16 protein-coding genes are annotated in these 15703 nt (G+C 51.1%); 8 read left to right on the plus strand and 8 right to left on the minus strand.

The window, feature by feature from the left end:
• Positions 1-124: 124 nt before the first annotated feature.
• Positions 125-994, minus strand: coding sequence for a M48 family metalloprotease (locus RCI_RS01285; protein ID WP_012034575.1), 870 nt, complete (start codon positions 992-994; stop codon positions 125-127).
• A 91-nt stretch (positions 995-1085) separates the two neighbouring features.
• Positions 1086-2120: a CorA family divalent cation transporter gene (locus RCI_RS01290; RefSeq protein ID WP_231844897.1), complete on the minus strand. Its 1035-nt coding sequence runs from the start codon at positions 2118-2120 to the stop codon at positions 1086-1088.
• A 346-nt stretch (positions 2121-2466) separates the two neighbouring features.
• On the opposite strand from RCI_RS01290, the gene RCI_RS01295 reads away from it, so the two are divergent.
• The 5 genes from RCI_RS01295 (at position 2467) to RCI_RS01315 (ending at position 7676) form a co-directional block, all read left to right on the plus strand.
• Positions 2467-3324: a sulfide/dihydroorotate dehydrogenase-like FAD/NAD-binding protein gene (locus tag RCI_RS01295; protein WP_012034577.1), complete on the plus strand. Its 858-nt coding sequence runs from the start codon at positions 2467-2469 to the stop codon at positions 3322-3324.
• Complete coding sequence (gltA, locus tag RCI_RS01300; protein ID WP_012034578.1) at positions 3306-4706, plus strand: NADPH-dependent glutamate synthase; 1401 nt, start codon at positions 3306-3308, stop codon at positions 4704-4706. Before RCI_RS01295 ends, gltA begins: the two co-directional genes overlap by 19 nt.
• Positions 4707-5003: 297 nt before the next feature.
• On the plus strand, positions 5004-6041 hold the full coding sequence (locus RCI_RS01305; protein ID WP_012034579.1) for a hypothetical protein: 1038 nt from the start codon (positions 5004-5006) through the stop codon (positions 6039-6041).
• Between the two features lie 49 nt (positions 6042-6090).
• Entirely contained in the window at positions 6091-6717 is a 627-nt protein-coding gene (locus RCI_RS01310; RefSeq protein ID WP_012034580.1) for a hypothetical protein, read from the plus strand.
• Between the two features lie 104 nt (positions 6718-6821).
• Positions 6822-7676, plus strand: coding sequence for a hypothetical protein (locus RCI_RS01315; protein WP_012034581.1), 855 nt, complete (start codon positions 6822-6824; stop codon positions 7674-7676).
• 34 nt (positions 7677-7710) lie between these two features.
• Here the strand turns inward: RCI_RS01315 and RCI_RS01320 are convergent, their stop codons facing one another.
• The 4 genes from RCI_RS01320 to crcB all read right to left on the minus strand — a co-directional run bounded on the left by RCI_RS01320 (position 7711) and on the right by crcB (position 10422).
• Positions 7711-8907 carry a WD40 repeat domain-containing protein gene (locus RCI_RS01320; protein WP_048197802.1) on the minus strand — a complete coding sequence of 399 codons (1197 nt, stop codon included), beginning with the start codon at positions 8905-8907 and terminating at the stop codon, positions 7711-7713.
• Between the two features lie 428 nt (positions 8908-9335).
• Positions 9336-9659, minus strand: coding sequence for a DUF190 domain-containing protein (locus RCI_RS16050; protein ID WP_012034583.1), 324 nt, complete (start codon positions 9657-9659; stop codon positions 9336-9338).
• A gap of 44 nt (positions 9660-9703) precedes the next feature.
• Positions 9704-10057 (minus strand): fluoride efflux transporter FluC, encoded by a 354-nt coding sequence (locus tag RCI_RS01330; protein WP_012034584.1) that lies wholly within the window; start codon positions 10055-10057, stop codon positions 9704-9706.
• Complete coding sequence (gene crcB / locus RCI_RS01335) at positions 10045-10422, minus strand: fluoride efflux transporter CrcB (RefSeq protein WP_012034585.1); 378 nt, start codon at positions 10420-10422, stop codon at positions 10045-10047. The genes RCI_RS01330 and crcB overlap by 13 nt, the downstream gene beginning before the upstream one ends.
• Before the next feature lie 158 nt (positions 10423-10580).
• On the opposite strand from crcB, the gene sepS reads away from it, so the two are divergent.
• From sepS to RCI_RS16840, 3 genes are all read left to right on the plus strand, one after another.
• Positions 10581-12179, plus strand: coding sequence for an O-phosphoserine--tRNA ligase (gene sepS, locus RCI_RS01340; protein ID WP_012034586.1), 1599 nt, complete (start codon positions 10581-10583; stop codon positions 12177-12179).
• Positions 12180-12303: 124 nt separating this feature from the next.
• Positions 12304-12924: an endonuclease V gene (locus tag RCI_RS01345; RefSeq protein ID WP_012034587.1), complete on the plus strand. Its 621-nt coding sequence runs from the start codon at positions 12304-12306 to the stop codon at positions 12922-12924.
• Between the two features lie 85 nt (positions 12925-13009).
• Positions 13010-13774: a hypothetical protein gene (locus RCI_RS16840; RefSeq protein ID WP_158308843.1), complete on the plus strand. Its 765-nt coding sequence runs from the start codon at positions 13010-13012 to the stop codon at positions 13772-13774.
• On the opposite strand, the gene RCI_RS01355 is transcribed toward RCI_RS16840, so the two are convergent.
• Both RCI_RS01355 and RCI_RS01360 read right to left on the minus strand, forming a co-directional pair.
• Positions 13758-15212 (minus strand): PH domain-containing protein, encoded by a 1455-nt coding sequence (locus RCI_RS01355; RefSeq protein ID WP_012034589.1) that lies wholly within the window; start codon positions 15210-15212, stop codon positions 13758-13760. The genes RCI_RS16840 and RCI_RS01355 overlap by 17 nt on opposite strands.
• On the minus strand, positions 15202-15687 hold the full coding sequence (locus tag RCI_RS01360) for a PH domain-containing protein (protein ID WP_012034590.1): 486 nt from the start codon (positions 15685-15687) through the stop codon (positions 15202-15204). The genes RCI_RS01355 and RCI_RS01360 overlap by 11 nt, the downstream gene beginning before the upstream one ends.
• Positions 15688-15703: the final 16 nt, after the last annotated feature.

Consider the following 15703-nt stretch of genomic DNA (forward strand, 5'->3'; position numbering starts at 1 on the left):
GCAAAAGTAAATACTATTTGAAATGTATTAACGTAAAGTACAGGCTATCAGGTGATAATTGTCAGCCTGACAAGTGAATAAAAAAGGAAAACTGGTCTAGTGCCTCCCGGCACTTCCCCAGTTCTTAATACCCGCGCATTTTTGTCCTGATCTGCTCCAGCCTGGCAATCCGCTTTTCCATCGGCGGGTGAGTGGAGAAGAGCTCCATCAGCGCAGAGCCCGAAGTCGACGAGATGCACAGGGCTTTGGCAGCCTCGAGGCCTCTGGCGTCGTCGCCGGAGTATCTCGCCCCGGAGATCTTTTTCAGAGCGCTAATCAGGTTGTCCGGGCTTCCGGTAGCGTAAGCGGCGCCCTCGTCTGCCCCGTACTCCCTGTACCGGGATACGGTGTTGATAATGATGAGGCCGATCGTGTTGGAGAAGACCATGGAGACCATCCAGGCGGCCATGGTGGCTGCAAAGTTGTCCCGGTCTTCGCCCCGCATAACCATGGAGAGAGCGATGTATACGACCCAGCTCAGGACGGATACGATGAAGCTGGCGAAGGTGACCACAAACATGTCCCTGTGCTTGACGTGGGACAGCTCGTGGGCTAACACGGCTTCCAGCTCCCGCTCGTTCAGGCGGCCCAGGATGCCAGTCGTGACTGCGACTACAGACTTTTTAGGGCTTCTGCCGGTCGCGAAAGCGTTGGGCATATCGTTGGATACGATGGCGATCCTCGGTTTCGGGAGGTTCATCCGGGTACACAGGCTTTCAATCATCATGTGCAGCCTCGGCGCTTCCGATTCGCTGACGATTTTCGCCCCTGTGGACCAGAGGACGAGCTTGTCCGAGAAGAAGTACTGGACAAACAGGAAGCCGCCTGACAGGATTGCTATAAGCCATGGCTCCACACCGAGCGCGGCCATTATCAGGATAGCCAGAGCGAACAGTGCAAACAACGTGCCGTACACGATGAACTTTCGGATGGTAAATCCCCAGTCTATAGACATAGGAACATCAACTCTTACTGGGATTCTAATTAAAAAGTCAGGGCTAAATACTTTCTGATCAGAAATGCAAATAGAAAAAGATAAGTAACCTTTATTTCCTCACAATATCGTCATCTTTCTTGCTATTCCAGACGTGCCAGACCCAGAAGATCGAGATCAGCGTGGCAACGATCGTTGATCCGAGGAGGAATGGCAGGTACCATTCTGCACCGGCCATGTCCCATCCCAGGCTGCTGACGATAGTGGCAATCGTATTCGGCACGAGAAAGGCCGTACCCAGCACGGTGAGATAAGCGGTGACCAGCGCGAACCTGTTATTCATCTGCTGGAGCTGGTTATTGTAGATGCTCTGCATGACTTCCAGGCCGGAGGCCAGCACGTTGGACATCTGCTCCGACAGCTCGATATGTCTGTTTATGTTATCCGACAGGATGCCGATCCTGCCCAGCAGCTTATCATCGTCTGTCAGCAGGTCAGCATCACCATAGCGGAGGTTTTCGATTACGTCCTTAGAAGCCCATAGCGCATCGATATACGTGATCAGGATATGCTTCATCTCATAGATTTCCCGGGCGATCAGCTTCTTGTTATAGTCCTCGTCGATCAGCCGCCTGCTGATGTCGTCGCCGTGTTTCTCGATCTCCCGCAGGTACTCGAAGTTCCGGTCGTTGTTCTCGTCGATGATGCGCTCGAGGATCAGGGTGATCTTATCGACTTTGGACTCCGCGGTGATCTTTTTCATAAATGTGGGCGCGTAGCGGAACAGCTTGATCAGCCGGACGATGTCCTGGTCGTGGACGGTCATGATGAAGTTATCCCTGAGGAGAATGATGAGGGGCCGGACTTTCACGTCGAAGTCTTTTACGGTGACCGAGGGCATCCGGATGCCAAGCTCTGTGTCTGCATCTTCATATGACGAGAAAAAGCCTGACTGAAGCAGGGTGGGAGGTATCTGGGTAAAGCCCATCGTCGCCATGATCTTTTCCAGATCCCGATCCAGGTCGAGCGAAGTGTAGTCCACCCAGGCGACGCTTGCCGAGGGAATCAGGCTCAGGTACTCCTCTAGAGATTTCTCTGTGATTCGCTCGACCTGGCCGTCGTGGTGCAACAGCACACACGTGCTCATTGGCATCTTCGGTCTGCCGGCAGTCACCTGAACTGCCTGAGAAATCTGGCTCCCCGTAAACACTTCCCCCTCGCAACTCTGGATCAATGCGTCTTTATCCGACAAATACTTAGCCGTATTCCGACAGGCCCAAGGTGCGGCAACACAGTATAGATACATTTATATAAATTATTGTCAATATCTACTTCATGGGCAGCATGTGCCTGACTGCCAATAGAAAGTATAGTAGAAAGTATATAAAATCAGGGGACTCTAATTTGACCACTTAAGCAGCCAGTATCCAAAATATATATAAGGCACACATGGTATTGACTGCATGAATTAAAAGACCCGGAAGGAGCTTAACTTGTATAACATTGTCTCTAAAACAGAGCTCGCCACCTTTACCACTCAGCTGGTAGTGGAGGCTCCGGACGTAGCCCGAAAAGCGCAGGCCGGACAGTTCGTCGTAGTCAGAGCCGGTGAAAAGGGAGAGCGCATACCCCTTACTATAGCCGACTATGACAGGGAAAAGGGGACCATCACGATGGTAATCCAGCCAGTCGGCAGCTCTACGGGCAAAATTTGTTCCCTTTGCGAAGGTAGCAACCTGCACGATGTGGCGGGCCCGCTGGGAAATGCTAGCGAAATTATCGAAAACGGCCTCGTCGTCTGCATAGGAGGCGGTATCGGCATCGCCCCGATCTACCCCATAGCCAGAGAATTCAAGGCCCGCGGCAACAAGGTGATCTCAATCATAGGTGCAAGAAGCGCAGAATACCTCTTCTGGGAAGACAAGCTCAGGGCAGTCAGCGATGAGCTGCACGTGGCTACGGACGACGGATCGAAGGGAATAAAGGGCTTTGTCACCCAGCCCCTCGCCGACCTGATCAGCTCCGGCATAAAGATCGACAGAGTGATCGCGATCGGACCGCTCATCATGATGAAAAATATTGCTAATGCCACCAGGCCTCACGGGATCAAGACAATAGTCAGCCTGAACCCGATCATGGTAGACGGGACAGGCATGTGCGGCTCGTGCAGGGTCAGCGTCGGCGGCCAGACTAAGTTCTCCTGCGTCGACGGCCCGGAGTTCGACGCCCACCTCGTAGATTTTGATGGCCTGATGGCCAGAGGGCGGATGTATGGCGAAGAGGAAAAAGTGTCGACTGAGAGATACCAGCACGAGAAAAACGGGGTGCCACTATGCCTGACAAGGAGATAATCGACAGGCGTCACCGGATCGATCCGAAAGAGCAGGAGCCGGCAGAGCGTATTAAAAACTTCGACGAGGTTGCAAGCACCTACACCGAAGAAGAAGCACTTGCAGAAGCCAAACGTTGCCTCAAGTGCAAGACTCCGATGTGCATCGAAGGCTGCCCGGTAGGCATTGACATCCGGCAGTTCATCGACGAGATCAAGCAGGGCAAATTTGAAGACGCGGCCCGGACAATCAAGGCTAAGAACAGCCTTCCGGCCATCTGTGGCCGAGTCTGCCCCCAGGAATCCCAGTGTGAAAAGCTCTGTATCCTGAGCATGAAGTGGACTCCCGTAGCCATAGGCCGCCTGGAGCGGTTTGCCGCCGAGCATGAAAAACAGGGTGAAAAGCCAGTTATCCCTGAATGGAACGGCAAGAAAGTCGCCGTCATCGGCTCAGGCCCCGCAGGACTCACGGCAGCCGGCGAACTGGCTAAGATGGGCTACAAGGTCGTCATCTTCGAAGCGCTGCATACCGCAGGCGGAGTATTGACCTACGGCATCCCCGAGTTCAGGCTGCCGAAGGACATCGTGGCAAAAGAAGTAGACTACGTCAAGAGCCTCGGCGTAGAGATCCGGCTCAACCAGATCGTGGGCAAGACTATCACGATCGACGAAATGCTGAAAGAGTACGACGCAGTCTTCATCGGCAGCGGTGCCGGCCTCCCTGTGTTCATGGGCATACCCGGCGAGAACCTCTGCGGCGTCTACTCGGCCAACGAGTACCTGACCAGAGTCAACCTGATGAGGGCCTACCAGTTCCCCGAGCACGACACGCCGATCAAGAAGAGCAACAAGGTCGCTGTCGTCGGCGGCGGCAACGTCGCCATGGACGCGGCAAGGACTGCCAGAAGGCTCGGAGCCCACGTCTACCTGATTTACCGCAGGGGCGAAGAGGAGATGCCCGCGAGGCGCGAGGAAGTCATCCACGCTAGGGAAGAAGGCATCGAATTCAAACTGCTCACCAACCCGACGAAAGTGGTCGGAGATGAAAAAGGCTGGGTCAAAGGCATCGAAGTCATCACAATGCAGCTGACTGAGCCCGATGCCTCAGGCCGCAGAAAGCCTGTACCGGTCAAAGGCAGCGAGACCGTAATCGACGTCGACACAGTCATCATCGCCATCGGCACCTCGCCGAACCCCCTGCTCGTAAAGACGACCCCAGGCCTCAAGACCAACGGCCACGGCGGCCTGGAAGTGGACGGCTACTCGTTCATGACCTCCAGAGAGGGAGTATTTGCAGGTGGCGACGCAGTGTCCGGATCGGCCACAGTCATCAGCGCCATGGGTCAGGCAAAGGAAGCTGCAGAGGCGATTGACGAATATATTAAAGCAAAGTGCAAAAGATAGTAAATTTTATATCGAACTATTTTTAATCGTTTTTTTTCAAAAGCTAACGACTAATAAGACATATATAAGCTTATTTTGATGAAATTACTTAAAATTCAATTGAGTAAGATATAAATAGTAAGCAAGCTATTACCTAGCTAAAGTCCAAAAATATGATACATGGGTACAGCACCCGTCCAAGAGTAACTGTAACCCATAGCCAAAAGGCAAGAAAGTGTTAGTGTTCAATGTTATTTATAACTAACCTGCTTGCCTCCTTAAAAACTTGGCATGATCGCTCATGCTTTTAAAGACTAAATGAGGAACGATATGATTAATTGGAGTAAAATCCTTTGCGTACCTACTGCCCTAATGTTGCTCATGGCACTAACCGTTGTACCGACAGTGGCAACAAATACAACTTCGGATGAAATGGTTGAAAAAAAATTAAAAATAGATCCTGCAGTTGTAGATAAGGCTACACATGAATTTTTATCTGGAAAGACCGATAAATTAGTTATTCCCGGAGCGATAATCGATACAACTCCAGCAAAGAAACCAAATGACACTGAAATATACCCTGAATTACCGCTACCTATTCAGCAAGACACCAATACAACAAACGGCTTGATGAGTATTCAAAGCTCTGGTCTTCAGGTAAATCCCAGCTATAATTCAAACTGGGATATTATATATATGGTGTTTGGAATTAACAGCAAATATGTATCTTCTTGTGGTGCTAGGGTTTATAATTTGAATAATTTGCAGGATGCAAATGCTGGAGACTTTGATGAGTATGTAATGCATTTGTATGGTTATCCTGTAAACAACCAACGGCAAGAAAATTGTATTCAAATGATTAGGGATGGAAATAATATAAGGTTTAATATCATGGTCGATTATAATTTTGTCGATCATTGGGATCATCCTTCAGATCATACATACTCCCTAATGATTAAGGCAAATAATGCAGCTGGAAGTAGAGACTTTAATAGCATAACATATGGTATATTGGATATGAATACCGGTGATCAATATTATCGTACGTTTAATACGCCCCATACACAACAATGTGATTTAGCTGATATGGCAATAGAGAAGTATTACTATCACGATGGATATGATAACGACCTACCGCCTAGTGTATCTTGGAAAGCCGCCTCGGATTTCTATTGTTATGACTATAATAATAGAATAATTAACCTAATAAACGGGGAAATTAATAGCTTAACTACTGGCGGTACTGCAAATGCGTGGTATTATGACTTCTACGATTACCTGTTTAATACCAATGGGAAGGTAAACTTATATATGACAAGATATAACCCCGCCACCCCATACCCAGCACATCCATAGATATTAAATAATAAATTTTTTATTAATAATATTAAAAATCGGTGATAATATGGTAAATAAAAGACTTATCTATGGCATAATAGCACTATCGCTTATTATGATATTTATTATAAGTATTATGTATATTAATATAGTTATAAAAGAAGATCAGCTACCTGACAATAAATATGTTGCTATCGAAGAAGAAATTTGTGATGATGGTAAAATCATATCGGGTAATAACCCCGTTCCACCTGATGCCCCATTACCAATAAAATTTTTATATAATCGGCCTATGGCACAAATATATTATAATAAATCAGGCAATTTTCCTCCAGATTATCCTGAGATAAATAACAGTTTGAATATATTATGGGGGATTTATCAGATCGAAAATACGCCTGAGCACTTGAGAACTAGTCTTATTGTCCATGGGGTTTATGATCTCCCACATAATGTGAATAACGGGCTAAAAATATTAAATGTAAATAAGAGTGGGATAGCAAAATTATCATACAACAATACAATGATCTCTTTAAGCCCTGGTGAAACATGGACATCCCCCATAATTCAAACTCGGACTGTGATTCGTAATGGTACTTATATGGATAAAAATTATTCATATGTAGTAGAATTTACAACTACTTTTAAAATTACTAATCTGGGAGTATTTGATAAATATATGACAGATCAATGAGCAAGATAGGGGCTATACAAAAGTATTTGTAACTTTTTTGTCAATTAATATTAACGAAAGCCTGTATTCTCCAAGTTGCCCTTTCAACCACAGATAAAATTGCTATGACAGTCGAATATGTCCTCAAACGCCGAATGAGGGAAATCCTCTTGAAAGAGACTCCCTACGTTTTAGAGGAAGCCCGCTTTGGCATGTTCGATCTCGCCGTTTACGTGCCCGAAGAGACTTCTTTTGAAGGCCTGACGGAAAGCGCCCCGGTCAGCGCTGTGAGGGCCTGTAACAAGTATTTACTGGACGGCACCTGCGCCGACCGCAAGAAGCACTTCCTGGCGAACTTCGAGCCGATCTACGATGAGCAATGCCTGCTGGAAGGGTTCAGGGATAAGTCCGCGGGAACTGTCGTATCCGAAAGAGAGCTGAACGCCCTGATGGCAGATCGTAAGACCATCAAGAAGTACATCTCTTGCGACGCCGCAGAGCACCGGTGCGATTATCTTGTAAAACGGATCAGCGCCGAACAGTCTTTCTCTACTGGCCTCCGCCTAAGCGCAGGCCTGCACCTCATCGAGTTCAAGAGTGACCACGATGACGTCAACAGGTTCTTAGAGCAACTTCCCCATTACGCCATGCTGGCGGACTACATCTGGCTGGTTCTTGGAAGCCGGCAGAAAATGCCTAAGTGGCTGCCCTCATATGTAGGCATCTTCCGGGAAGATGGTGACGGTTTTACAATGCTCAAATCCAGCGAGTACCAGAAGCGCTTACCGCCCCTGAGCGCCGATGTGCTCCGGGAGTGCAACCTCCCGAATATCAGAGGAGATCAATTCTACGCCTTTCTCCGGAAGTGGTTCATCAACTCTATCTTTTACCGCAGGGAAGGGCTTGTCGTGAATATGCACGAGCTCGATGGAGTCCTGAAAGAGCAGGAGAAGAAAGGGCGGCAAAAGACGCTGTTTTAAAAGAAAATCAAAGGATGCCCGGAGTCTCCATAGTTTATTTACCACGCCTGTTGAGCATCTCGCAATAGTTACAGAAGGTCCTGCTGCTCAGGATAGGGGTACCGCACCGGGCACAGGAGTTGCTGAGCCCTCCCGCCAGGCCTGGCCGTGGTTCGATATGCTGGCCTTCTTTGCCTCGTAGCGCCCGCTGCTTGTCTGCTTCCATCAGCTTCAGGACTTTCACCTGTTCCCTGGCGATGTACTGGAGATACCGGCTGATGCCGAACAGGTATATGGTATCCTTTGCGCCGGCGGCGAAATAGTTACCATCGCTGCTGCACCACAGCCCCAGGGCCACGTCTTCAAACTGGAATGTGAGCAGCTGATCGCCTTTCTTGTTCAGGACGTACACTCCGTGGGTAGCAGTAGTGGCGAAGACCATGCTGCTGTCGTCCGACACTTTAAGGCGCACGACAGGGCCGGGCACGATAGATTTCCAGAGCAGGTTGAGGTTCTTGTCGGTAAAGTAGACCTGTGAGTTCGAAAAGCCGATAGCGAGGTAGCGGCCATCGTCGGTGATCGAAAGATCGTTAATCTCTCCCGCATAAGTACTGCTGGCAAGCTCATTGCCCCTGTCGCTCAGGCAGTGCAGAGTATTGTTCATCATCTCCAGCACGTAGCTGAACTCGCCGTCATAAGAAGTGAAGACATAGACCACTGGCGAGTTGGTGATGAACTCCCATCGAAGCCGGCCATCAGAGGTGAACATGTACGTCCGGCCTTCTGCAGTCCCTACGAGAAACAGGCTGCCGCTGCCGGAAACGCAAACGGAAGTCACTGGCTTTCTGAACGTCCGACTCCACGTGACGTTACCGCTCCGATCCAGAGCACGGACAGAGCAGTCCTCGTATCCGGCCACGACCAGCGAACCTTCGGGGTCCATATCCAGTGCATTCAGGCGCCTGCCAACCCGGTACGTCCAGAGCTGGTCTCCGCGCTTGTTAAAGAACGAAATGATGCTGTCCTTCGAATAAGAGACGACGTATTCCCCGTCGTCAGAAACCTTGACAAATGCCACATCGTCGCCGGTGGTGTTAGCCCACAGAAGCTTACCCCCGAACTCCATGAGGTAAACGTCGTGATCTTCCGAGGCAGCCCCGATGTACGAGCCGTCAGGGGTCATGTAAACGTGTGTGATCGCCCCGTGCGCCTGGCGCTTCCACTCCGCTTTCAAAATTTTTTCCGGCTGCATTCCCCTACCTCTGAATAGTTTTACTATTCTTGTAGACCTGAGGCATAATAAGTATGCCGGTGCCGTACTGTAAATAAATAATGGTAAGTAAGTCTTACCACGACAACACGCCCCCGTCTTATTCGCCACAGAGAAACGGCTCACCACAGAGGCACAGAGAAACACAGAGACGCACAGAGATTTTTTATTTTAATTATAAAGAGTGCTGCAATTTTCTGTAATATCTGATCCAGAGACTTGACTCACATGGGTTGACTCCCTATGTTTTACTGAAAAATTTCGGCACGCCCCTGCTTATTAGATAAACCTCCGCGAACCTCTGTGCGTCTCTGTGCCTCTGTGGTAAAACCAGTACTCTGTGAACCTCTGTGCGTCTCCGTGGTAAAACCAGTACTCTGTGGGTTTCTGTGGTTAGACAGTTAGAAGTCTCAGGGTAATTTTCTGGACATACTCACCGGCTGTGTTATCACTAGACCATGCTGGACGAGACTGTCGACTTCGTCGCGGACTTCCATGACCCGCTCGGCTGTGTCGGCGACCTCGATTACTACTGGGAGGTCGAGGGACAGGCGGAAGACGTCGAAGCTTTTAATGTCCTTTTCGTGGCCGAAGCCCATGAGCCCGCGATAGACGGTGCAGCCAGGGAAGCCCTTTTGCCGGAAGTACTCTACGAGGTACTTGTAGGCCGGCTGATCGTGGATCCTGGCGGTCTCCGAGACGTATATTCGAAGTAGCATTCCATTAGTGAACATTAGCTATCCCCATGTACTTTACAGGTATTTAACATTACCAATCGTTACAGTATCAAGCCCGCCACTTTAAACCCTGTGTAGGCGGCCAGCAGGCTTCCGGCCACGTTATAGAGAATATTGGCACCTGCGGCCTTATAGTCCCGGCTCTCGATCAGGCGGAAGGTTTCGAACCCGAAGGTGGAAAAGGTCGTATAGCCTCCGAGAAGGCCCGTACAGAGGAGATCGTACGTCTCCCCTGTCACACTCAGGCCGATGAAGAGCGTAATCAGGAAACTCCCCGTGACGTTCACGAACAGGGTCCCTGGCGGTATACCCCGGGGAGCCTGCATGCGGGAGATCTGAAAGCGAAGCAGCGAGCCGATCGCCCCTCCGGCACCGACAAGAATTAGCTGGTCCATCCGGGCCTCCTCGCCAGCAGCATCGCCGCCTGACGACCGATAAGAACGCCGGCGAGCCCGAGGAACAGGTTGCCGAGCACGTTGAGAATGGCGATCTCGGGAGATGCCTGCAGTGTCTGGACGCTGAAAGTCGAGAACGTCGTGAAGGCGCCGATGAAGCCCGAGCCGAAGACAGCCCGCACGGTCGGGCTGAACATCCCGGTGAAGAGCGATGCGTAGAGCAGGAAGCCCAGCACCATGCAGCCGAGGACGTTGATGAGAAGAATACCCGGCATAGATGGTGCCAGGCCGTTGATCAAGTACCGTGCAGACGCCCCGGCAAACCCGCCTGCCGCAACCAGTAAGTATAGCTCTATATCTCGCATGAACAGCCTCTTAATAGATCAGTCTCCTTAAAAAGTATTCCGCGATCAAATTCCCCGGGGCGGGCTCGTTCTTCGGCGATGCAGGCCGTTAACACAAATCCTATATAATATTAGCTTTACTTACATTATACAAAACCATATCACAGAGGCCATTTTCTATGAAGTTCGATCCTGAGCAGGTTAAGCTGGAGACGAAAGAAGACTTTGACAGGGCCTGGAGCACCAGCGGCAAGTACGTCGCGCAGCCGGACTCGACAAAAGATTACACTATACACAATGAGCCAGGGAAGGCTCACCCGGTCTACGACACGCTTAACAAACTCCGGGAAGCTTACATTAACCTCGGCTTCGAAGAAATGGTCAACCCGATCATCATCGAGGAAAGTGACATCTTCCGCCAGTTCAACTACGAGGCGCTGGCAGTCCTTGACAGAGTTTACTATATAGGCGGCCTCCCCAGGCCCAACGTCGGCATCTCCGACGAGCGCTTTGCCCAGATCGAGCAGATCTTCGGCCGCTCCCTGACGGATTCGGACAAAGAAACAATAAGGGAGATCCTGCACAAGTACAAGAAGGGCGAGATCGAGGGCGACGATCTGGTGGCAGATCTATCAGCAGGACTCCAGATCCAGGACTCCAAAGTGGCCGTCATGATCGACCACGTCTTCCCTGAATTCAAGAAGCTCGAGCCTGTCTGCTCTCGCAAGACACTGCGCAGCCACATGACTTCCGGCTGGTTCATTACACTGGGTGCCATGGTCGACCGCCGTACGACACCGCTCAAGCTGTTTTCCGTAGACCTCGTGTTCCGCAGGGAGCAGGAAGAGAATGCCGACCGTCTCAGGGCATATCACTCCGCATCCTGCGTCATCATGGACCCTGACGTGACAGTCGAGCACGGCAAAGCTGTCGCAGCAGGCCTCCTCAGACAGTTCGGCTTCTCCCAGTTCAAGTTCAAGCCCGACGACAAGCGCAGCAAATACTATACACCAGATACCCAGATCGAGGTATATGGTTACCACCCTGCGCTGAAGGGCAGCAACACCAAGTACAAGGATGGATGGGTAGAGATCGCTACCTTCGGCATATATTCAGCTACAGCACTGTCACAGTATGACATTCCTTATCCCGTCATGAACCTCGGCCTCGGCGTGGAGCGCCTCGCCATGATTCTGCACCAGGCGAAGGACATGAGGGACATGGTTTACCCCCAGTTCAAGGAAGAGTGGGACCTGACCGACGCAGAGATCGCCCGCATGATCTCTATGGAGAAGCACCCGCAGACGAAAGAAGGGCATGACATCGCCATGGCCATCATCGCTACTGTAGAACGAAATGGCTCTGCGCCCAGCCCCTGCAGGTTCGACGTGTGGGAAGGCACTATTAACGGCAAGAAAATCAAAGTCTACCTCGAAGAGAAAGAAGAAGGCAAGAAGCTCTGCGGCGGCGCCATCATGAACGAGGCTTACGTTTACAAAGGCGACCTCCTTGGCATCCCTCTCAACAATCCCAAGTTCGCCGAAGTGGCCGAGAAAGGCGCCCCCACCGGCATCAGGAACATCGATGCCATCGCTAACGCAGCAGCCCGGAACATCGAGGAAGGCGTGTACGAGACCACCGTCAAGATGTCCAGAGCACCTGGCGATGTCTACGTTAAGGTCGACCCCGTTGCGCTAAGGTACATCCAGGGCAAGAAACACAAGATAGACTTCCGCGGTCCTGTGTTTACCAGCATCAAGGCTGAGCTCATCGAGTAAAAACAGTGCCTCCGGGCACTACATATTTTTTAATCACAAACTCTTATAAGCGGTTGCGTTAGACTTATTTTAAATACAATCGTTCCCGAGAATGACTATATATAAGCCGAATATATGAGCTTACGTGAAAGTCCGAGAATTATACCGTGAGCAGGAGCGTCTGGCCAGGAAAGCCGTATTCTACGATGCTTTTGGAAAACTGAAGTACGTCGCTGGCATAGACTGTTCATATTATGAGGATCTGATCATCGGCGGAGCGGTAGTCATCGATCTGAATACGCTGGAGCCGATCGAGAAAGCCCACGTGCTGCTGAAACTCGATTTTCCATATATCCCGGGATTACTGGCTTATCGGGAGGCGAATGCCATGATCAGCGCCTTTAAAAAACTGGACACCGTCGTAGACGTCCTGATGATCGACGGCTTTGGCACCAATCATCCCAGGCGGTGCGGCATTGCCACCCAGATCGGGGTCAGGCTGGAGATGCCCTCGATAGGTGTCGGAAAGAGCTTTCTCTGCGGCGATATCGGAGACGATGGCTACGTATACCAGGGAGCCGAACGTACGGGAAAGCTGATCTATTCTCCACGCTCTAAGAAGCCGATTTACGTTTCGCCCGGCCACAGAATTTCTCTCGAGACCAGCGTCGAGCTAGTAAAAAAGTGCATGAAGTCTGGCAGGATTCCCGAGCCGACCCGGCTGGCTCACGAATACGTGACCGGAGTGAAAAATACTTTGAGATAGTGGCGATGTGCTGACAGCTGACGCTTGCTAGCTAACGTATATCTCACCGTAGTATTATACATTAAAATTAAAAGAGGGTATGACTATGAATAAACCAATATTATTACTATTAGTCAGCACACTGGCTATCGTCCTGGTGGTCGGTGCGGTCAGCGGATGCACGATGTCGGGCAGCACGGAAATCAATACCAGCACCAGCTTCGGCACTGGTACCAGTACGCCGACGAGCACCCCGGCTCCGACTGCCCAGGGAACCACGGAAACGGTCGTCACAGGAGCCCCGACGGTTACCACGACTGGAGATAAGGTTACTATTACAGGTTCTCAGGACGGCACTGTCGATCCGAAGCTCGAATCTGGCGGCTACATCGTAGAGATTCTGTATAAGGATGAAGTTGAAGTGGATGCCGGCAACTACTTTGTACAGGCAACCGAAAACATGTTCCCTGCCAGGCCCGACGGCTGGCACCTGTCCATTACCCCGGCTGACATCCAGGGTGGAAACCCCATCAAGATCAAGGCTTCCAACCCCTACGTGGTCACTTTCACCAAACTGCCCCTGGCAGCCACGCCTGACACCACGCCTAAGACATACAAAGGAACCGGCAGCAGTGTCGTGGGCCCCATTACCCTGAACCAGGGAACGGTGACTCTGAAAGGCGTATCAGGCAAGGTCAAGGCACAGCTTTACGATGCCACCACAGGTATCTTTGTCACGTTTGATCGCAGCCTTTACGAGGACATGGATACCCCAGCGGAGGTAACTGAGGATGTGCTGCAGGATGGCTCGTACCTGATACAGGTGATTGACGATAAATACAGCGACTGGGAATTTACGGTTTCTCAGTAGAAGAATATTGCCGGCCGACTGGCCGGTCTTTTTTATATAATGTTAGCCAGATAGCGGTAGCATTCCGAATATCCAGCCCTTTTAGATCGATAACAGTTCCGCCTATCTGTGACATCAAAGCTATGCGAATGCGAGCCAGCCGGGCTCTGGCCTGGAAGGGATTAGCCGATAACCCGATCCACTGTATCCGGTTAACCGGTATAATGTGAGTCTTTCTCCCGAGAAGCCTTGACCGGATGATCAGAGCTCTGTCATCGAGACGGTATCCGGCATCCAGGTACTGGAAGATCGTTAGTATAAGGATAGGAATGGCTATCAGTGCAAGCAGGTAAGCCCATGGTACTAAGTAGATGATCCCGCAGATTATTGCGGTTATGGCGATACCAGGCACCAGGTAGCCGGGCAGTGCTCTCGAAGGTAGCGGGGATACTGAAAGGTCGGCCGAAAACTCGGGAAGCACACGGTCGAGGAATTGCTTTACCTGGCTTCTCGGTAACAGGGGGAATATAATTTTGGCCTCGTTTGCCTTGCTGCCATAGCCTGCGCTGATGACTTCCACCGAGGCGAGGCCGAACGGCTGCCTTAGCAGGCTTTCGGTGACGGTGATCGCCTGGATCTTCTTGATGGGAAGGGTAACCTGCCTCCGGTCGAGAATACCCCGGTCTATGATGATCCTGTCTTCCAGCCTGGTGATAGTAAAGCCGCCAAGCCGGATTATAGAGCCTGCGACAGATAATAGCCAGGACAATGCCAGAATGGCAGCGAGCAGGATGATGATCGACAACCAGCCGCTGCTGGCCTGGTGTATCAGGTATTCAACGATGATCAGAAAGATGTTCATCCCCGGGATGAAATCGTCTAGCTGGGACATCAGGGCGATGATCGCAAAGAAGATTACTCCGATGCCGTTCGACGTGGTGGCTGCCTGTAAAAGGGCCTTTACCGACAGCCGTTCGACGATCAGGTTCTCATGCTCCACAACGCTCTCCTCGATGTGCCCGCTACCGATCAGAGCCTTGAGCTCTTCCGCATCCCGGCGTGTCAGCGCTGAAAGGGAGAATTCCGCCTTTTTATCGTTCCCAGCGGTCTGAACTTCGAGGCTGACCAGGCCGAAGAGCCGCTGTATTAAGCCTTCGTTTATTTGCACTCCCTGGATGCGCTCGAAAGGAATCGTACGCTTTTTAGTGGTGATTACCCCGGACTCCATGTAAAGCTCGTGACCCCTGACGTAGTAGACGAGCCTCCACCATGCCAGTACTGTATAGGCGCAATAAGCCACGATAGCTACAGGGATCAGATAACTGATCCACGCGGTGAGGTCTCCTCTGGCGAGCAGGACGATGGCGATCGGTAAAAATGCCTGAATCAGCCCGTAGACGTTCTTGAACAGGAGAGTGAGGACGGCTGCGGGATGCAGGCGTCTCGGCTTATCCATCATGTTCTTCTGTCACCCGCGCCAGCTCTGCGATCCGATCCCGCAACGCTGCCGCAACACTGTCTGACAGGGCAGGAATCGCGTGTGTGCCGGCCGCGGTAGCGATGGTCACTGTCGCCAGCCCAAACAGCCTCAGCAGCGGGCCTTTGACGGTATCCACATGCTGGACCCGGGTCATGGGGATCAAAGTCCGGTGCTTGACGACTACGCCGTGCCGAAGATAGATTTCCATGTCGCTGATCTCGTATCGCCATGTATTCCACCTTACAGTTGGCACAATCAAAATTTCATAGACAGATCCGATCAAGGCCAGTACGGCAAGTACAGCAGTTACCCACTCTGGCAGCACCTGCCAGAGGCTTGAGGCGTACCAGTATGACACCACTACAATCCAGTAGATGACTGCTGAGATTACTCCGGCTAAACGCCAGTAGTTCACCGCACGGCTGTCGAGCCGGTGCTCGGGTTCTTCGCGCATGACAGATACCGCTACA

The organism is Methanocella arvoryzae MRE50, from assembly GCF_000063445.1.
Taxonomy (GTDB): domain Archaea; phylum Halobacteriota; class Methanocellia; order Methanocellales; family Methanocellaceae; genus Methanocella_A; species Methanocella_A arvoryzae.